General features: G+C 56.4%; 17 protein-coding genes. 10 read left to right on the top strand and 7 right to left on the bottom strand.

Translation table 11 applies throughout. The annotated features are described in order from the left end of the window. The first annotated feature begins 3 nt into the window (after positions 1–3). The 6 genes from mhpD to mmuM all read left to right on the top strand — a co-directional run bounded on the left by mhpD (position 4) and on the right by mmuM (position 6,650). Positions 4–813, top strand: coding sequence for a 2-keto-4-pentenoate hydratase (gene mhpD / locus NMD08_RS20200; protein ID WP_370618893.1), 810 nt, complete (start codon positions 4–6; stop codon positions 811–813). Beyond that, a complete protein-coding gene (gene mhpF / locus NMD08_RS20195) occupies positions 810–1,760 on the top strand; it encodes an acetaldehyde dehydrogenase (RefSeq protein ID WP_151218569.1) in 951 nt (316 codons plus the stop codon). The genes mhpD and mhpF overlap by 4 nt, the downstream gene beginning before the upstream one ends. Next, a complete protein-coding gene (mhpE, locus tag NMD08_RS20190) occupies positions 1,757–2,770 on the top strand; it encodes a 4-hydroxy-2-oxovalerate aldolase (protein ID WP_286543168.1) in 1,014 nt (337 codons plus the stop codon). The genes mhpF and mhpE overlap by 4 nt, the downstream gene beginning before the upstream one ends. Positions 2,771–2,838: 68 nt before the next feature. Then, positions 2,839–4,053: a 3-(3-hydroxy-phenyl)propionate transporter MhpT gene (mhpT, locus tag NMD08_RS20185; protein WP_370618891.1), complete on the top strand. Its 1,215-nt coding sequence runs from the start codon at positions 2,839–2,841 to the stop codon at positions 4,051–4,053. 274 nt (positions 4,054–4,327) lie between these two features. Further along, a complete protein-coding gene (gene mmuP, locus NMD08_RS20180; protein WP_370618889.1) occupies positions 4,328–5,731 on the top strand; it encodes an S-methylmethionine permease in 1,404 nt (467 codons plus the stop codon). Beyond that, positions 5,718–6,650: a homocysteine S-methyltransferase gene (gene mmuM, locus NMD08_RS20175; protein WP_286543166.1), complete on the top strand. Its 933-nt coding sequence runs from the start codon at positions 5,718–5,720 to the stop codon at positions 6,648–6,650. Before mmuP ends, mmuM begins: the two co-directional genes overlap by 14 nt. 38 nt (positions 6,651–6,688) lie before the next feature. Here the strand turns inward: mmuM and fbpC are convergent, their stop codons facing one another. From fbpC to NMD08_RS20145, 6 genes are all read right to left on the bottom strand, one after another. Beyond that, on the bottom strand, positions 6,689–7,735 hold the full coding sequence (gene fbpC / locus NMD08_RS20170; RefSeq protein WP_151224831.1) for a ferric ABC transporter ATP-binding protein: 1,047 nt from the start codon (positions 7,733–7,735) through the stop codon (positions 6,689–6,691). A gap of 11 nt (positions 7,736–7,746) precedes the next feature. Beyond that, positions 7,747–9,825 (bottom strand): iron ABC transporter permease, encoded by a 2,079-nt coding sequence (locus NMD08_RS20165; protein WP_151218575.1) that lies wholly within the window; start codon positions 9,823–9,825, stop codon positions 7,747–7,749. 69 nt (positions 9,826–9,894) lie between these two features. Beyond that, complete coding sequence (locus NMD08_RS20160; protein ID WP_003021397.1) at positions 9,895–10,926, bottom strand: ABC transporter substrate-binding protein; 1,032 nt, start codon at positions 10,924–10,926, stop codon at positions 9,895–9,897. Continuing rightward, on the bottom strand, positions 10,923–12,227 hold the full coding sequence (uhpC, locus tag NMD08_RS20155) for an MFS transporter family glucose-6-phosphate receptor UhpC (RefSeq protein WP_151224833.1): 1,305 nt from the start codon (positions 12,225–12,227) through the stop codon (positions 10,923–10,925). The genes NMD08_RS20160 and uhpC overlap by 4 nt, the downstream gene beginning before the upstream one ends. Before the next feature lie 85 nt (positions 12,228–12,312). Then, positions 12,313–13,854: an MASE1 domain-containing protein gene (locus NMD08_RS20150; RefSeq protein ID WP_151224834.1), complete on the bottom strand. Its 1,542-nt coding sequence runs from the start codon at positions 13,852–13,854 to the stop codon at positions 12,313–12,315. Further along, the gene (locus NMD08_RS20145) at positions 13,854–14,483 is read right to left on the bottom strand and encodes a response regulator transcription factor (protein WP_151218773.1); all 630 of its coding nucleotides are present in this window, start codon (positions 14,481–14,483) and stop codon (positions 13,854–13,856) included. The genes NMD08_RS20150 and NMD08_RS20145 overlap by 1 nt, the downstream gene beginning before the upstream one ends. Positions 14,484–14,901: 418 nt before the next feature. Here NMD08_RS20145 and tauA point away from each other — a divergent pair, with 418 nt between their 5' ends. The 4 genes from tauA to tauD are packed head-to-tail and all read left to right on the top strand — an operon-like array spanning position 14,902 to position 18,321. Next, positions 14,902–15,864 carry a taurine ABC transporter substrate-binding protein gene (gene tauA, locus NMD08_RS20140; RefSeq protein ID WP_210904701.1) on the top strand — a complete coding sequence of 321 codons (963 nt, stop codon included), beginning with the start codon at positions 14,902–14,904 and terminating at the stop codon, positions 15,862–15,864. A 14-nt stretch (positions 15,865–15,878) separates the two neighbouring features. Next, the gene (tauB, locus tag NMD08_RS20135) at positions 15,879–16,646 is read left to right on the top strand and encodes a taurine ABC transporter ATP-binding subunit (protein ID WP_370618886.1); all 768 of its coding nucleotides are present in this window, start codon (positions 15,879–15,881) and stop codon (positions 16,644–16,646) included. Continuing rightward, a complete protein-coding gene (tauC, locus tag NMD08_RS20130; RefSeq protein ID WP_370618884.1) occupies positions 16,643–17,455 on the top strand; it encodes a taurine ABC transporter permease TauC in 813 nt (270 codons plus the stop codon). Before tauB ends, tauC begins: the two co-directional genes overlap by 4 nt. A gap of 14 nt (positions 17,456–17,469) precedes the next feature. After that, positions 17,470–18,321 (top strand): taurine dioxygenase, encoded by an 852-nt coding sequence (gene tauD / locus NMD08_RS20125; protein WP_187259349.1) that lies wholly within the window; start codon positions 17,470–17,472, stop codon positions 18,319–18,321. A 58-nt stretch (positions 18,322–18,379) separates the two neighbouring features. On the opposite strand, the gene hemB is transcribed toward tauD, so the two are convergent. Continuing rightward, entirely contained in the window at positions 18,380–19,354 is a 975-nt protein-coding gene (gene hemB, locus NMD08_RS20120) for a porphobilinogen synthase (protein ID WP_042310217.1), read from the bottom strand. Between the last annotated feature and the right edge of the window lie 218 nt (positions 19,355–19,572).

Below are 19,572 nucleotides of genomic sequence, written 5' to 3'. Positions count from 1 at the left end.
GACATGACCAATCTTAATCTTGAGCAGTTAGCCGCCGATTTACGTCAGGCTGAGGAAAAAGGGGAAGCGATTGCTCCGCTGCGTGAACTGATCGGCGTGGACAACGGCGAAGCGGCCTACGCTATTCAGCGCATCAACGTACAGTACGACGTGGCACGTGGGCGTCGCGTGGTGGGGCGCAAAGTAGGGCTGACGCACCCGAAAGTGCAGCAGCAACTGGGGGTCGATCAGCCGGATTTCGGCACGCTGTTTGCCGACATGTGCTACGGCGATAACGACACCATTGCGTTTGAGCGCGTGCTGCAACCGCGAATTGAAGCGGAAATCGCGCTGGTGCTGAACCGCGATTTGCCCAATGCCGACACTACCTTTGACGAGCTGTACAACGCCATTGAGTGGGTACTGCCCGCGCTGGAAGTGGTCGGCAGCCGTATCCGCGACTGGTCAATCAAGTTTGTTGATACCGTGGCGGATAACGCCTCCTGTGGCGTGTATGTGGTCGGTGGTCCGGCACAGCGTCCGGCAGGGTTAGAGCTGAAAAATTGCACGATGAAAATGACGCGCAATAACGAAGAGGTCTCCAGCGGGCGCGGCAGCGAATGTCTGGCACATCCGATCAACGCCGCCGTCTGGCTGGCGCGCAAAATGGCCAGCCTCGGCGAGCCGCTGCGCGCCGGAGACATTATTCTCACTGGGGCCTTAGGTCCGATGGTAGCGGTGAATGCGGGCGATCGTTTTGAAGCCCATATCGAGGGTATTGGTTCAGTCGCCGCCACCTTTTCAGCTGCGGTTACAAAAGGAAGTCAGTCATGAGTAAGCGTAAAGTGGCCATTATCGGCTCCGGTAACATCGGCACCGATTTGATGATTAAAATTCTGCGTCACGGGAAACAGCTTGAAATGGCGGTGATGGTCGGTATCGACCCGCAATCCGATGGTCTGGCGCGTGCCAGACGTATGGGCGTTGCTACCACCCATGAAGGGGTTACGGGACTTATCGCCATGCCGGAATTTGCCGATATCGACATCGTTTTTGATGCCACCAGTGCGGGTGCGCATGTGAAAAACGATGCCGCGCTGCGCGCCGTTAAACCGGGGATCCGCCTGATCGACCTGACGCCTGCGGCGATCGGTCCGTACTGCGTCCCGGTGGTGAATCTGGACGCTAACGTTGACCAACAGAACGTCAATATGGTGACCTGCGGCGGGCAGGCGACTATCCCGATGGTGGCGGCAGTTTCTCGCGTGGCAAAAGTCCATTACGCCGAAATTATCGCCTCGATCGCCAGTAAATCTGCGGGTCCAGGCACGCGCGCTAATATCGATGAGTTTACTGAAACCACCTCGAAGGCGATTGAAGTGGTTGGCGGCGCGGCAAAAGGTAAAGCGATTATCGTCCTTAACCCGGCCGAGCCGCCGCTGATGATGCGCGACACGGTGTATGTGCTGAGCGAAGCGGCTTCCCAGCTTGAAGTTGAAGCGTCTATTAATGAGATGGCGGCGGCGGTACAGGCGTACGTGCCGGGCTATCGGCTTAAACAGCGCGTGCAATTTGAAGTCATCCCGCAGGATAAACCGGTCAATCTGCCGGGCATCGGTCAGTTCTCCGGGCTGAAAACAGCGGTGTATCTGGAAGTGGAAGGCGCGGCGCACTATCTGCCAGCCTACGCGGGCAATCTCGATATTATGACCTCCAGCGCGCTGGCGACCGCTGAGAAGATGGCGCAGTCATTGGTACGCAAGGCAGGAGAAGCAGCATGAACGGTAAAAAACTCTATATCTCTGACGTGACCCTGCGCGACGGCATGCACGCTATTCGTCACCAGTATTCGCTGGAAAACGTGCGCCAGATTGCCAAAGCGCTGGACGACGCGCGGGTCGATTCCATTGAGGTGGCACACGGAGACGGCTTACAAGGTTCCAGCTTTAACTACGGCTTTGGCGCGCACAGCGATCTGGAGTGGATTGAAGCGGCAGCGGACGTGGTGAAGCACGCTAAGATCGCCACGCTGCTGCTGCCGGGCATCGGCACGATTCATGACCTGAAAAATGCGTATCAGGCTGGGGCGCGCGTCGTGCGTGTGGCGACCCACTGCACCGAAGCGGATGTGTCGGCCCAGCATATTCAGTATGCGCGTGAACTGGGTATGGATACCGTCGGCTTTCTGATGATGAGCCATATGACCACGCCGGAAAACCTCGCGCAGCAGGCGAAACTGATGGAAGGTTATGGTGCAACTTGTATCTATGTGGTCGATTCCGGCGGGGCGATGAACATGAGCGATATTCGCGCCCGCTTCCGCGCCCTGAAAGCGGTGCTGAAACCGGAGACGGAAACCGGGATGCACGCCCACCACAACCTGAGCCTCGGCGTGGCGAACTCGATTGCCGCGGTGGAAGAGGGGTGTGACCGTATCGATGCCAGCCTGGCCGGTATGGGTGCAGGCGCAGGCAACGCACCGCTGGAAGTGTTTATCGCCGCGGCGGATAAGCTCGGCTGGCGGCACGGGACCGATCTGTATGCGCTGATGGACGCCGCCGACGATCTGGTACGCCCGTTGCAGGACCGCCAGGTGCGGGTGGATCGCGAAACGCTGGCGCTGGGTTATGCCGGGGTGTACTCCAGCTTCCTGCGCCATTGTGAAGTCGCGGCGGCGCGTTATGGCCTGAGTGCGGTAGATATTCTGGTTGAACTGGGCAAACGCCGGATGGTAGGCGGCCAGGAAGATATGATCGTCGACGTGGCGCTGGATCTGCGCAACAGCAAATAAAAATGATTACGCGGCTGGCAATGTATCAGCCGCGATTCACCTGCATCGTGACCTCAGAGGTACATCTTATGACTACTCGTACCCCCGCATCCTCATCCCGCCTGACATTGACCGTCGGGTTGTGTTTTTTAGTCGCCCTGATGGAAGGACTGGATTTACAGGCCGCCGGGATCGCTGCTGTCGGTATCGCCCATGCGTTTGCATTGGATAAAATGCAAATGGGCTGGATCTTCAGCGCGGGCATTCTCGGGCTGCTGCCCGGCGCGCTGGTGGGCGGCATGCTGGCCGATCGCTATGGCCGCAAACGCATTCTTATTGCCTCCGTGGCGCTGTTCGGCCTTTTCTCGCTGGCAACAGCGGTTTCCTGGAATTTCTCATCGCTGGTGTTTGCACGTCTGATGACCGGCGTCGGGCTGGGCGCGGCGTTGCCGAATCTGATTGCGCTGACTTCCGAGGCGGCGGGTCCGCGTTTTCGCGGTACGGCGGTAAGCCTGATGTACTGCGGCGTGCCGATTGGCGCGGCGCTGGCGGCGGCGCTCGGGTTTAGCGGCCAGGCTTCAGCCTGGCAAACGGTGTTCTGGGTCGGCGGGGCGATCCCGCTGCTGCTGGTGCCGCTGTTGATGCGCTGGCTGCCGGAATCACAGGTTTACGCCCAACAAACGCAGGTTGCCGCCGCACCGCTGCGCGCCCTGTTTGCGCCAGCGACGGCCACCGCCACGCTGTTGCTGTGGCTATGCTATTTCTTCACCCTCCTGGTGGTGTATATGCTGATCAACTGGCTGCCGATGCTGTTGGTCGGGCAGGGTTTTGAGCCCTCGCAGGCGGCGGGCGTGATGTTTGCCCTGCAAATTGGCGCAGCCAGCGGCACCTTAATCCTCGGGGCGTTAATGGACAAACTGCGCCCGGTGGTTATGTCGCTGCTGATCTACACCGGGATGCTGGCATCTCTGCTGGCGCTGGGCACGGTATCGTCATTGAGCGGCATGTTGATGGCCGGATTTGTGGCGGGGATGTTTGCCACCGGCGGGCAAAGCGTGTTGTATGCGCTGGCACCGCTGTTTTACAACACGCAGATCCGCGCCACCGGCGTGGGTACCGCTGTTGCCGTCGGGCGTCTGGGGGCGATGAGTGGTCCGTTGTTGGCAGGAAAAATGTTAGCGCTCGGCACCGGAACGGTGGGGGTGATGGCGGCTTCTGCGCCGGGGATATTGCTGGCAGGGCTGGCGGTATTTATTCTGATGAGCCGCAAATCGCAGATGCCGATCCCGGCCAGCGGTGCTTAAGCGCTCATTCGGTAGTATGAGCAGGGAGATACGGTTCCCACTTCCGGGTGAACGCCAGTCGGTGAGGACGTTGCCAGAGTTTACATAAAACCTGGCAACGGAGGCGTTATGAGCTGGCGGCCCTTTTTGTATTTGATTATTAATCCCCACCCGATCTTAAGCGCCCGGCGCGGGCATCTGCGCCTGGTGCAGGGTTGACTTTGCATTCTGTTAACAAACGCGGTATAACAAACCTTCTTTGGATGTTTAGATGTCCATACGGTTAGAAGGTTATATGCAAACAGCACAACAAAATGCGCCACTGAAGCGCACAATGAAAACGCGTCACCTGATAATGCTCTCCTTAGGCGGCGTGATTGGCACAGGGTTATTCTTCAATACCGGGTACATCATCTCCACCACCGGGGCGGCGGGAACGCTACTGGCCTATCTGATTGGCGCGCTGGTGGTCTGGTTGGTTATGCAGTGTCTGGGCGAGCTGTCGGTCGCGATGCCGGAGACCGGGGCGTTTCACGTCTATGCTGCGCGTTATCTCGGCCCCGCAACAGGATATACCGTGGCGTGGCTCTACTGGCTGACCTGGACTGTCGCGCTGGGTTCGAGTTTTACCGCCGCCGGATTCTGTATGCAATACTGGTTTCCACAGGTGCCTGTATGGGTCTGGTGCGTGGTGTTCTGCGCGATTATTTTTGGTCTGAACGTCATCTCCACGCGCTTTTTTGCCGAAGGGGAGTTCTGGTTCTCGCTGGTGAAAGTGGTCACCATCATCGCTTTTATTATTCTCGGCGGGGCGGCGATTTTTGGTTTTATCCCGATGCAGGATGGCTCGCCCGCGCCTGGACTAAGTAATATCACGGCGGAAGGCTGGTTTCCACACGGTGGCTTACCGATCCTGATGACGATGGTGGCGGTGAATTTTGCTTTTTCGGGAACCGAGCTTATCGGTATTGCCGCCGGAGAAACAGAAAACCCGCGCAAGGTCATTCCGGTGGCGATCCGTACTACCATCGCGCGACTGATTATTTTCTTTATCGGCACCGTGTTTGTGCTGGCGGCGCTGATCCCGATGCAGCAGGCGGGCGTGGAGAAAAGCCCGTTTGTGCTGGTGTTTGAAAAGGTGGGGATTCCTTACGCCGCCGATATTTTTAACTTCGTGATCCTGACGGCTATTCTTTCCGCGGCGAACTCCGGGCTGTATGCCTCCGGGCGCATGCTGTGGTCGCTATCGAATGAACGCACGCTGCCAGCCTGTTTTGCCCGAGTGACGAAAAATGGCGTGCCGCTGACGGCGCTGTCGGTCAGTATGCTTGGCGGCGTACTGGCGCTATTTTCCAGCGTGGTGGCCCCGGATACGGTATTTGTCGCGCTGTCGGCAATCTCCGGGTTCGCAGTGGTGGCGGTGTGGCTGAGCATTTGCGCTTCGCACTTCGTCTTTCGCAGCCGTCATCTGCAGCAGGGTAAAGCATTGAGTGAATTACATTATCGCGCGCCGTGGTATCCACTGGTGCCGGTACTGGGATTTATGCTGTGTCTGGTGGCTTGTGTCGGGCTGGCATTCGATCCAGCGCAGAGAATTGCGCTGTGGTGCGGGTTACCGTTTGTGGCGGTGTGTTATGGTGCTTATTTCCTTACTCAACCGCGTAAAGCCAAACAGGAGCCCGAACATGTCGCAGAATAATCCGTTAAGCGTCATCCTCGATAAACAGGATTTCCTGCTGCTCGATGGTGCGATGGCGACGGAGCTGGAAGCGCGTGGCTGTAACTTAGCCGATAGCCTGTGGTCAGCCAAAGTGCTGGTCGAAAATCCGGAGCTTATCCGCGAAGTCCATCTCGATTACTACCGGGCGGGGGCGCAGTGTGCGATCACCGCCAGCTATCAGGCGACACCGGCGGGGTTTGCCGCCCGTGGTCTGGATGAAGCGCAGTCGAAAGCGCTAATTGGTAAAAGCGTGGAGCTGGCGCGTAAAGCCCGTGAAGCGTATCTGGCCGAGAACCCGCAGGCAGGCACGCTGCTGGTAGCAGGATCCGTCGGGCCTTACGGCGCATATCTGGCGGACGGTTCTGAATACCGTGGTGATTACCAATGTAGCGCTGAAGAGTTTCAGGCGTTTCACCGCCCGCGCGTGGAAGCCTTGCTGGATGCCGGGGCCGATCTGTTAGCCTGTGAAACCCTGCCAAATTTTGCCGAAATTAGCGTGCTGGCTGAGCTATTGACAGCGTATCCGCGCGCACGGGCGTGGTTCTCGTTTACCCTGCGCGATAGCGAACACCTGAGTGACGGTACGCCGCTGCGTGACGTAGTCGCGCTGCTGTCGGGTTATCCGCAGGTGGTGGCGTTAGGGATTAACTGCATTGCGCTGGAAAACACCACCGCCGCGTTGCAGCATCTACACAGCTTAACGACGCTGCCGCTGGTGGTGTATCCGAACTCGGGTGAGCACTACGATGCCGCGAGCAAAACCTGGCATCATCACGGTGAGCATTGTGCGCAGCTGGCGGATTATCTGCCGCAGTGGCAGGCCGCTGGCGCCCGGTTGATTGGCGGGTGCTGTCGCACCACGCCGAAAGATATTGCTGAGCTGAACGCGCAGCGCTAAGAATAATGCCGGGTAAGCGCAGCGCCACCCGGCATAAATCATGCCGCATCCGCCAGAACAAACATGCCGTACGGATGGATTTCGAGATAATACTGCTCGCCGACGTCCGGCTGCAGACGTGTGGCGTTGACCTGTAATAAGATCTCCTGCCCGTGCCATTCCACCGTGACTTCATACTGGGGGCCCATATAGGCCACGTGGCGGATCACGCAGCGCTGACTCTCTTCGCCGCGATCGCTGAGCGTGATCGCTTCCGGGCGCACACCGACCATACCTTCGCCTTGCGTACCAAAGTGCAACGGGCGCGGCAGGTGATAGCCGTAGATATCAACGTATTGGTCACTGAAGGTGGCCGGGAACAGGTTGGCATCACCCATAAAGCTTGCCATAAAGCGCGAGGCGGGCTGGCGATAGAGATCCTGCGGTGAACCGATCTGCATGATGTGTCCCTTGTTCATCACCAGCACGGTATCGGAAACCGCAAAGGCTTCGCTTTGATCGTGGGTGACGTACAACGAGGTGATATCAAACTGCTTTTGCAGTTCGCGGATCTTGTCGCGCATGCTGCGACGCAGGTTGGCGTCGAGGTTACTTAACGGTTCATCAAACAGCAGCACTTTCGGTTTGAGGATCAGTGCGCGCGCCAGTGCCACGCGCTGCTGCTGACCGCCGGAGATCTGATCAACATAGCGTTCTTCGAACCCCTCCAGATCGACCATCGCCAGCGCCTCTTTGACGCGGGATTTCACCTCAGCGCGGGACACACCGAGCATCTTCAGGCCATAACCAACGTTCTCTCCCAGCGACATATGCGGGAACAGGGCATAAGACTGAAACACCATACAGATATCACGCTGCTGAATTGAGCGATGGGTGACGTCTTCGCCATCAATGAAAATCTGTCCTTCGCTCGGTTTTTCCAGCCCGGCGACCAGGCGCAAAATGGTGGTTTTGCCACAGCCGGACGGGCCGAGCAGCGTGACCATTTGTCCCTGCGGAATGGTGAGATTGATATTGTCGATAACCGTGTTGCTGCCAAATCGTTTGGTGACGTTGCGCAGTTCAACGAAATTTTTCTGAGTCATAGTGCGCTCCATTACGCCTGGTTTTTGGCTTTTGAACGGGAGGTTCGTGATTCACCGATCAGCCAGTCAAAGATGAAAATAATCGCCAGCATCACCACGATCAGAATAGAACCGTAGGCAATCGCCACGCCGTATTCGCCGTCTTCCACGCGGTTAAGGATATAGGCTGTGGCTACGCGGGTATCCGGCGTGACGAGGAACACAATGGCGCTGACGGTAGTAATGGCGCGCACAAAGCTGTAGATCAGCGCCGAGAGGATCGCCGGGCGCAGCAGCGGCAGCAGGATGTGCGTAATGGTCCGCAACGAGCCAGCGCGCAGGCTAAGCGAAGCTTCATCCAGTGATTTATCGATCTGGCCTAAGCCCGCGATACCTGCCCGAATACCGACCGGGACGTTACGCATTACCATCGAGATAATGACAATCGCCGCCGTACCAGTGAGGTACACCGGGGCGCTGTTAAAGGCCAGAATGTACGACACGCCCGCGACGGTGCCCGGAACGGCAAAGCACAACATAGTGGTGAATTCGATGGTCTTTTTGCCCTTAAACTGCTGGCGCACCACAATCCAGGCGATCAGCAGGCCGAAGATAGCAGTGATCGGCGCGGCAATCCCGGCGTAGAGCAGGGTGTCGAGCAGTGAAGGCCACGCGCCGTCGCTCATCCCCTGGCCGAACAGTTTGGTAAAGTTCGCCAGCGTCAGCGTGTAGTCCACGCCCCAGTTAACGGTGAAACTACCGTAGAAAATGCTGCCGTACAACAGGGCGTTAAAGGCAATCCACACTGCCAGCAGCGCGACCACGCTCCACACCAGCGTCACCGGCAGTGGCTGTACGTCGCCCCGGTAGGATTTACCGGAAACGGTGACGTACGAGCGTTTACCAATCCACATGTACTGCACGCAGAACACCAGCAGCGAGAACAGCAGCAGGAATGCGCCCAGCGTACTGGCGGCCTGGTAGTCGAGCTGCGAACCGGTGATGTAGAAGTAGATTTGCGTTGCCAGCACGTCGAAGTTTCCGCCGAGCACCAGCGGGTTACTGAAGTCAGCCAGCGATTGCACCACCACAATCAAAAAGGCGTTGGCCAGTGCTGGTTTCAGTAGCGGGACAAACACGCCGTTAAAGGTCTGCCAGCGGCTGGCGCGCAGGGTGTAAGAGGCCTCTTCCAGCGACGGATGAATGGTTTTAATCGCCCCGTCGAGGATCATAAATGCCATCGGCGTGAAGGCCAGTACCTGCGCCAGCCAGATGCCGGTAAAACCGTACAGCCAGTTGGTGTTGGTTAAGCCAAACCATTCGACCATAAATTCGGTGATGTAACCGGATCGCCCCATCATCAGCGTGACGCCTAACCCCACAACAAACGGCGGGGTGACGATCGGCAGAATCGAGAAAATTCGTCCGATAATGGCGCTGCGTTTGGCGATCCGGGTAGTGTAGATAGCCAGCACCAGGCCAAAGAAGGTGCAGCCGACGCCGACGGCAATCGACAGCATAATCGAGTTGAGGATCACCTGAATGATATGCGCCTGAGACAGCACATTCATAAATGCCAGCGGGGCAAATTCTCCGGCGTCGTTGGTGAACATCGGAATAAAAATAGCGATGCTCGGCCAGACGATAAAAATACCGATTAGCGCGACAATCGCGGTGAGCGAACCGATGACGAAACGGTCGCCGCCCAGCCATTCCAGACGGGTGAGTGCCAGGGTCATGATCGCGCCAAGTGCCACAAACAGCACAATGGTGGCATAGCCTAAGCCGCGCCCCTCAAGAGTCGCGCTGGCGACGATAAACGCCATACAGAAGAATGCCCAGCCTGCGTCAAGATAATGGCGGCCGCGCTGTTCGCGCCTGGCCTCATGGAACGGACGTACCAGCAGCAGGCTCGGCAGCAGATACCATAACCAACTGATATTGAACTGTGACCAACCGTAGGCGGCGAGTATTTCCTCGCGCGTCGACTCCAGCAGGCCGTAGTCCAGGCTCCAGCTTGGTAACAGGGCAAACGCCAGCCAGCCAAGCAAAACCCAAAGAAATATCGCATCCCGTTTTTTCACGGGATGGAGTGCAAGTGTGTGTGACATAGCGTTTCCGGTATTCCAGGCCGGATGCGGTATTTACGCCGCACCCGGCAAATGATCGCCGATGTAGGTTTATTTACCCATCTTCACTTCGCTGACCCACTTATTGATCAACGCTTTACGGACATCGGTTGAGCCGTACTTATCCATGTCGTAATTGATAAGCTTCAGGTCGTCGAGTTTCAGCGAGTTAGGAGACGTCTCGGCGGTGGTGTTGGTCAGGATCTGATAGGACTTGCCTTTCTTCCACGCCAGTTCCTGAGCATCTTTTGACAGTACCCAGTCAACGAACAGTTTGGCGTTATCGAGGTTGCGCGCGCCTTTCAGAATGCTGACGCCGCCGATCTCATAGCCAGTACCTTCGCACGGTGAAATTAGCTCCAGCGGTGCGCCCTGTTCTTTTTCCAGCGAGTAGTCGTGCAGGAAGCCAATACCAATCGCTGTTTCGCCACGTGCGGCGTTACGCGCTGGGGCAATGCCTGATTTAGTGTATTGAGAGACGTTGGCGTTGAGCTGTTTCAGGTAGTCAAAGGCCTGATCTTCACCCCACAGTTGGGCAAAAGTCGCCAGCGCGGTGTAGGCGGTACCGGAGCTTTGTGGGTCAGCAATCTGGATTTCGCCTTTGTATTCCGGTTTGGTCAGATCTTTCCAGCATTTGGGCACCGGCAGATTTTTCTCTTTCAGGCGCTGGGTATTGACGCCAAAGCCCAGAATACCGACGTAAACCGCAGAGGACAGGTTGCCTTTCACCTTCGCGGGATCGCGGAATTTCTCCATGATCTGTTCGAGATTGGGGGATTTATAGGGCTGCAGCAGACCCATTTCACCGGCCTGGGACTGCGGATCCAGCGTCCCGCCGTACCAGACATCCGCCTGCGGGTTTTTCTTCTCGGCATCCACTTTTGCCAGCGTACTGCCCGAGCCGTTGCGAATGAATGAGGTTTTCACGTCATATTTTTCACCGAAGGCCTTGGTTTCGGTTTCGCACATCTCGTTAGTGGCGCTGCAATACACCACCAGACGGCCCTGCGCCTGAGCGGCATTGCTGAAGGCCGCCAGCGTCAGAGCGGAAGCAATCAGGGTAGAGGTAAGCGTCAGTTTCATTGTTTTATCCTTTGACTGAGAGAAGGGGTAATACCCGCAATGAGCAGCGGCATTAGCAATAAACCCATAAAGACAGCAGCGACCGAGAGCAAACTGAACATTCCCGACCAGCCGTAGTGTTCTATGACCAGCGACAGCGGCCAACCCGCAAGCGCGGCCCCCAGATAGGCGAACAGTCCGAGAAAACCGGTGATTGAACCTGCCGCCGCCTTGTGTCCGCACTCCACCGCCGCGAGGCCAATCAACATCTGTGGGCCAAACACAAAAAAGCCCACCGTAAAGAAACACATTGCCAGTAGTGCGTAGTGGTGTACCGGTGCCAGCCACAGCGCGGCGACAGAGACCATCAGCCCCAGCGTGAACAACAAAATCATCGGCGCACGCTGACCGCTGAACAGCAGATCTGATCCCCATCCGGCAAACAGCGCGCCGAACAAGCCGCCGACCTCAAACAGCATCACCGTGGCATTGGCGCTGAGCAGATTCACGCCGTGGCTTTCTGTCAGCCAGAGATTGCCCCAGTCATTAAGCGCAATACGGATCAAATAGACCAGCACATACGACACGCCGAGCAGCCAGATCATCGGGTTCTTCAGCATGGTGGTGCGCAACATTTGCCACAGTCCCATCGGCGGGCTTTGCTGTTCCTGGCGCAGTTCCAGCGGGTCGTGTCGCCATTCTCCAACCGTCGGTAATCCCTCTTCCCGGGGCGTGCCTTTCAGTTGCAGGGTGAGCCAAATGCCTAACGCCATGCTGATAATCCCCGGTGCCAGCATCGCCGCCTGCCAGCCCCACCAGTGGGCGGCAAAGGCGCTTATCAGCGGGATAATTGCCCCACCCATGTTGATCGACATATTCCAGCAGCCCCACCAGAATCCGCGTTCGTTGCGCGAGTACCAGTGAGTCAGCAGTCGGGCGCAGGGAGGCCAGCCCCAACCCTGGAAAAAACCGTTTAGCGTCCACACCACCAGCAGCAGCGTTAGCGATTCACCAAAGGCGAACAGCACATTCAAAACGCCGGTGGCGAAAAGGCCGATGCCCATAAACGCGCGCTGTCCGTGGCTGTCGTGCCACAGTCCGGCGGTAAATTTCGACAGGCCATAGGTCAGGTAAAACAGCGACCCCAACAGGCCGATATCGCTTTTATCCAGACCGAGGTCCGTTTGCAGCGCCGGGAGAACGTAGTTGACGCTTTTGCGTGTCAGATAAAACGCGGCGTAACCAATTACCATACACATCAGCAGCCGAGGGCGTAGCGCCCGGTATTGTTGGTCTGTTTCGCTGGCTGAGCGTGCGTGCATGGCTGTCTCCGTTTGTGCTGACTATAGGAAAGTGAAAGCAAAAGAGGATGAGAGAAAGTCCAGAGTGGCTAAGACTTTTTCCTGGTTAGCGGCTGATTTGTTGCAAATTTGTGGGCAGGTTAACAATTACCCGTGTGCCACCGTTCGATTCGAGCGTCAGTTCGCCGCCAAGAGCGCTGACCCGCTCACGCATCCCCTGAATACCGAAACCGGGAATTTTTTCCGGCAGAATACCCACGCCGTTGTCAGCGACTTCCAGAAACAAGCGCTGTTCCTGCTGACGCAGCGTAATCGATACTTCGCTGGCGTCGGCATGTTTACAGACGTTGTTGAGTAACTCCTGCAGCAGCCGATACAGTGTGAAGCGCACCGTTTCATTTTCTGGCGTATTTTCAAGCTGATAGTCAAACCAACAGCGAATGCCTCGTTCGGCAAAGGCAAATTCATTCACCAGGTGATGCAGGGCATCTTTAAAGGCCAGTTCATCGAGCGCGGGCGGGCGCAGTTGGCGCAGCAGCTGGCGGGTGGAGTGGTGAATACGCCGGGCAAGGTCGTTGATCTGATTTGCCGCCACAAGCGTTTGCTCGCGTCCCGGCGCGCGTTTGACCAGCTGCGACTGAATTTGAATGGCGGTGATATTCTGACCAATTTCGTCATGCAGTTCCCGCGCCAGGCTTTTGCGCGTATTTTCTTCGGTGCGGATCAGTTGCTCGGTCAGCTCGCGGCGTGCCGCAAGTTCGGCTTCCAGACGCTGGCGATAATGGTGCAGGTTTTGTGCAAGATGTTGCTGGCGGCTGATAGCGATCCCAAGCCCGATGCCCAGCAGCGCCTGGGTGGCGAGGAAAATCTCCAGCTCCAGTAAATTACTGAACCCGACGCCGATTTGGCGGGCGATAGTGATCATCATACTGCCGAGCAATCCGGACAACACGCCGCCCTGCCAGCCGAATTTCCACGCCATCACCACGTTCGGTAGGAACACCACGATCAGCAGCAGACGCTCAATCTCTGGTGACAGCACCATCTGGGTGCCAATGCCAATAATAAAAAACAGACTGCACCAGATGATAAGTGAGGTGCGCAGCGGGGGATTGGTGGTATCCAACCCGAGCAGATGATAGCGGTGCTGCTGGCGCAGAAATTCATAGATCAGATAGACAAACGGCGTCAGCAGCACGCCACCGGTAAATGACGCCAGGCCAATTAACGTTGCCGGGCTTTGGATAAATGGTGAAAGCAGGGCGGTATTGAGCAATGAGGTAAGCGTCACCGCAGCCAGCAGTAGCGTTAAGCGCTGCCAGTAAAGGGGGAAGCGGTGCCAGTATGACTGGCCGATGCTTGCCGGAATAAGGCTAATAAACGGCGCAGCCAGCAGGATATAGCCGCTCAATAATTGCTCGCTGTGCAGCCAGAACAACATCAGCACCGGCGGCAATATCAGCGCGGGCCAGTAACGGCGAGAAAGCAGGATGAGCAGCGCGAGATAGACGCCATGCGGCAGGAATAGCGCCGCCTGCTGGCCGTTGTGGGTCAGGTAAAAACCCAGCGTCCACAGCATCAGCCAGCCCGATCCCCAGGCCAGCAGAATAAACAGAGAAATAACCCAATGACGAAGGTTACGCGACATTAATGCCCCGTCAGCAACTGGTGGTCGAGGGCAAAATGCACCAGATCGATGGTGCTGTGGCATTGCAGTTTGCCTAGCACGTTCGCGCGATGAACATGCACCGTTTTATGGCTGAGATCGAGCTTGAAGGCTATCTCTTTCACGCTGTCGCCTTTGACCAGCAGATCAAACACTTCGCGCTCGCGGGGGGTCAGTACCTCCAGGACCCGTGCGGGTTGTTCGCCGCCGCGTAGCGCCCGCAGCGCGTCGGCGCACAGGTAATGCCCGCCCATACCGACTGAACGTACCGCCTGCACCAGTTCCTCTGGTCCGCAGCGTTTGGTCAGATAACCGCTGGCGCCGGCATCCAGCGCGCTTTGCACAAATGTGGGAGAGTCATAAATGCTGAGAATAATGGCGCGAAAACCGGGCTTTTGTGCTCGCAGTCGTTTTAACAGGCTCAGACCATTTTCATCCGGCATGGCGATATCCATCACCGCAACGTTTACGTCATCATGCAGTAACGCAGGCCACGCCTGAGCTGCGCTGCTGTACTGACCGGTAACGTTGAGATCGTCTTCGAGACTGAGTAATTGCGCAAAGCCGGAACGCACCACCACATGGTCATCCACCAGCACAACATGAATCATGATATTGCTCTCTTGCCTGATAATGCAGTCTATGATGCCTGCCAGCGCCGCGCTGGCAATCATCCAGGTGCAGTTATGTAACGAATGTAACAAAATCGCAATACAAGGCATCCTTCAAGCTGCCTCATTGTTGGCTGCGGATTACTCGGCCCATCCCTGGGCCTCGCCCCTTACGGGGCCGCTGCAAACAGCGTTCAAATCTGCTCCCGGCAGATTTGTCAGAAACCCCAGTCACATAGTTATCTATGCTCCTGGGGGCTTCCGTTACCGCCTCAACGTATCTTGAATGATTTTGTGTATAAGCATTGCCGCTTTTTTTCTAAAAACGCTTTGTTCTTAGCCAGAATTTTTAATTCCTTTATCAAACTGTGCCGCAACGAAATACTGCCCCCATAACAAGACAGGGGAGCAAACAATCATGGCTATTTCATCGCGTAACGCATTTCTCGGCGTACTGGCATTCATCGCATTTCAGGCACAGGCGGTGAACGTCACCGTCGCTTATCAGACCTCCGCCGAACCCGCCAAAGTGGCGCAGGCGGATAACACTTTTGCGAAGGAGAGCGGCGCGACTGTTGACTGGCGCAAATTTGACAGCGGCGCGAGCATCGTCCGGGCGCTGGCCTCCGGCGACGTGCAGATCGGTAATCTTGGATCCAGTCCGCTGGCGGTAGCAGCCAGTCAGCAGGTGCCGATTGAGGTTTTCCTGCTGGCATCAAAACTTGGCAATTCTGAAGCGCTGGTGGTGAAGAAAAATATCAGTAAACCGCAAGACTTGATAGGTAAACGCATTGCCGTGCCGTTTATCTCCACTACTCATTACAGCCTGTTGGCAGCGTTAAAACACTGGGGCATCAAGCCCGGTCAGGTTGAGATTGTGAACCTGCAGCCACCGGCAATTATTGCCGCCTGGCAGCGTGGGGACATTGATGGCGCGTACGTCTGGGCGCCTGCGGTCAATGCGTTGGAAAAAGATGGCAGGGTGTTAACCGACTCATCGCAGGTTGGCGAGTGGGGCGCGCCGACGCTGGACGTATGGGTGGTACGCAAAGATTTTGCCGAGAAATACCCTGAGGTAGTTAAAGCCTTTGCCAAAAGCGCTATCGACGCGCAGCAACCTTATATCGCCAATCCTGATGAGTGGCTGAAGCAGTCGGAAAATATCAGTAAATTGTCGCGTTTAAGCGGTGTGCCGGAGGCGGATGTACCGGGGCTGGTGAAAGGTAACGCTTACCTGACGCCGCAACAGCAGACTGCCGAACTAAATGGAGCGGTGAATAAAGCGATTATCGACACCGCGCAGTTCCTTAAAGAGCAGGGCAAAGTCCCCGCCGTGGCGACAGATTACAGCCAGTACGTGACCGATCGCTTCGTGCAATAAATAAGGAGGCACTGATGCTGAAAATCTCACATCTTGCCGCCAGCTACGGTGGAAAACCGGCGCTGGAGGATATCAACCTGACGCTTGATAGCGGCGAACTTCTGGTAGTACTCGGACCTTCCGGCTGCGGGAAAACCACGTTGTTAAATCTGATTGCCGGGTTTGCGCCGTATCAGCACGGTAGCATTACGTTGGCGGGTAAGAAAGTTGACGGTCCCGGCGCAGATCGCGGAGTCGTGTTCCAGAACGAAGGCCTGCTGCCCTGGCGCAACGTGCAGGACAACGTGGCCTTTGGGTTGCAGCTGGCGGGGGTGGAGAAGCTCCAGCGTCAACGAATCGCGCAGGAGATGCTGCAGAAAGTTGGGCTGGAGGATGCGGGAAAACGTTTTATCTGGCAGCTTTCCGGCGGGCAGCGGCAGCGCGTCGGTATTGCCCGGGCGCTGGCGGCCAACCCGCGGCTGTTGCTGCTGGATGAACCCTTTGGCGCGCTCGACGCTTTTACTCGCGAGCAGATGCAAACTCTGCTGCTGAAGCTGTGGCATGAGACGGGCAAACAGGTGCTGTTGATTACCCACGATATTGAAGAAGCCGTGTTTATGGCAACGGAGCTGGTATTGCTGTCGCCAGGCCCTGGCCGGGTACTGGAGCGTCTGCCGCTGAATTTCGCCCGTCGCTTTGTGGCTGGAGAGTCGAGTCGCAGCATTAAGTCCGATCCGCAGTTTATCGCCATGCGCGAGTACGTGTTAGGTCGAGTCTTTGAACAACGGGAGGCATTTTCATGAGCGTGGTGATTAATGATAAACCCCGCCGCCAGCGGGTGCTGAACTGGCGCTGGCCGTTCTCGCGGCAGATTACCTTAAGCCTTGGTACGTTGGCCGTCATTTTGGTGTTGTGGTGGACTGTGGCGGCGCTGCAGTTAATCAGCCCGCTGTTTTTGCCGCCACCAGGGCAGGTTTTGCAAAAGCTGATCGTTATTGCCGGTCCGCAGGGATTTATGGATGCCACGCTGTGGCAGCATCTGGCGGCGAGTCTGACACGTATTGTTATCTCGCTTCTGGCGGCGGTGCTGCTGGGCGTTCCGGTTGGAATCGCTATGGGGCTGAGTCCGACGATGCGCGGCATTCTCGATCCGATCATTGAACTGTATCGTCCGGTTCCGCCATTGGCCTATTTGCCGCTGATGGTCATCTGGTTTGGCATTGGCGAAACCTCGAAGATCCTGCTGATCTATCTGGCGATTTTCGCCCCTGTAGCAATGTCTGCGCTGGCGGGGGTCAAAAGCGCGCAGCAGGTGAGAGTACGTGCTGCTCAATCGCTGGGAGCCAGCCGTGCGCAGGTGCTGTGGTTTGTTATTTTGCCGGGGGCATTGCCGGAAATACTCACCGGGTTACGGATCGGGCTTGGCGTGGGCTGGTCGACGCTGGTGGCCGCAGAGCTGATTGCCGCCACGCGAGGTTTAGGATTTATGGTGCAGTCAGCCGGTGAGTTTCTGGCAACGGATGTGGTGCTGGCGGGGATCGCGGTGATTGCCGTTATCGCGTTTATTTTAGAACTGGGTCTGCGTGCGCTTCAGCGCCGTCTGACGCCCTAGCATGGAGAAGTACAATGAGTGAACGTCTGATCATTACCCCGCTGGGGCCGTATATTGGCGCACAAATTACCGGTGCGGATTTGGCGCGCCCGCTGAGTGATAACCAGTTCGAGCAGCTTTATCACGCAGTACTGCGTCACCAGGTGGTGTTTCTGCGTGAGCAGGTGATTACGCCGCAACAGCAGCGTACTCTGGCGCTGCGTTTCGGCGATCTGCATATTCATCCGGTCTATCCGCATGCCGAAGGGGTAGAAGAGATTATCGTGCTGGATACGCATAATGATAACCCCCCGGATAACGACAACTGGCACACCGATGTAACCTTTATTGACACGCCGCCTGCCGGGGCGATTTTAGCGGCGAAAGAGCTGCCATCAACCGGAGGCGATACCCTGTGGACCAGCGGAATTGCTGCTTTTGAGGCGCTTTCAGAGCCTTTGCGTCAGTTGCTGAGCGGTCTGCGGGCAGAGCATGATTTCCGTAAATCATTCCCGGAATATAAATACCGCAAAACGGAGGAGGAGCATCAGCGCTGGCTGGAGGCGGTAGTGAAGCATCCGCCTCTGTTGCATCCGGTGGTGCGCACACATCCGGTAAGCGGAAAACAGGCGCTGTTTGTGAATGAGGGATTTACGACGCGAATTGTCGATGTGACGGAAAAAGAGAGCGAAACGTTACTGGGATTTCTGTTCGCGCATATCACTAAACCGGAGTTCCAGGTGCGCTGGCGCTGGCAGCCTAACGATGTCGCGATTTGGGATAATCGCGTGACACAGCATTATGCGAATGCGGATTATCTACCGCAGCGGCGCATTATGCATCGGGCAACGATTCTGGGAGATAAGCCTTACTTCCGTGCAGGCTAACAGTCCGGTGGTGCTTTTTCATCGGGCCTGAAAAAGCAGGCCCGATAAGGCGACGTTATTAACGCAGGATTTTTTTCTCAGCCAGATCCAGTGCGAAGTAGCTGAAGATCAGATCCGCGCCAGCGCGTTTGATCGACCCTAAGCTTTCCAGCACCACTTTCTCTTCATCAATAGCGCCCGCCATTGCTGCGAATTTAATCATCGCATACTCGCCGCTGACCTGATAAGCGCCAATCGGCAACTCGGTGCGCTCGCGAATATCGCGCAGAATATCGAGGTATGCGCCAGCCGGTTTTACCATCAGGCAGTCTGCGCCCTGGGCTTCATCCAGCAGTGATTCACGGATCGCCTCGCGGCGGTTCATCGGGTTCATCTGATAGGTTTTACGATCGCCCTTCAGCGCGGTGCCTGCAGCTTCACGGAACGGGCCGTAGAAAGAAGAGGCAAACTTAGTGGAGTAGGACATGATCGCGGTATCGGTGAAGCCCGCAGCATCCAGCGCCTGGCGAATCGCCTGCACCTGACCGTCCATAGCGGCAGAAGGCGCAATGAAGTCCGCACCCGCTGCTGCGGCAACGACCGCTTGTTTGCCGAGGTTAGCAAGGGTTAAATCGTTATCAACGCCGTGATCGCATAACACACCACAGTGGCCATGCGAGGTGTATTCACAGAAACAGGTGTCGGACATGACAATCATTTCCGGCACGGTCTGTTTACAGATACGCGACATGCGCGCCACCAGACCGTCTTCTTTCCAGGCATCGCTGCCGGTGTCATCCGTATGGTGGGAAATGCCGAAAGTCATGACCGAACGGATGCCCGCATTGGCAATGCGTTCAATTTCGCGCGCCAGATGCTTCTCTGGAATACGCATCACGCCAGGCATGGCGTCAATAGCTTTGTAATCGTCGAGTTCTTCTTCAACAAAGATCGGCAACACCAGGTCATTTAAGCTGAGTGTTGTCTCTTCAAACATAGCGCGCAGCGCAGGAGATTTGCGCAGGCGGCGAGGGCGTTGGATTAGGTCTGTCATGGTATGCCTGATGTTTGTGGAATCGAAGATCGCAGTATACCCGAACCTGAAGGCGAGGGGGTTACGAAAGTTGGCGTTATATCTGGATTTCCCTTGATGGAAGGTTGAGTCATTAGAGCCATTTATTCATATTCATTATGTTGTTTATTATTTTAAATATCTATATGTTTGCTTTTATATCCCGATGCATAAGATGCGTCTATTTATTAGTTATTTGT

Origin of the sequence: Citrobacter meridianamericanus (genome assembly GCF_041320245.1) — a bacterium.
Taxonomy (GTDB): domain Bacteria; phylum Pseudomonadota; class Gammaproteobacteria; order Enterobacterales; family Enterobacteriaceae; genus Citrobacter; species Citrobacter meridianamericanus.
Note: the sequence above shows the minus strand (reverse complement) of the source record. Positions and strands in the feature narration are given on the sequence as shown.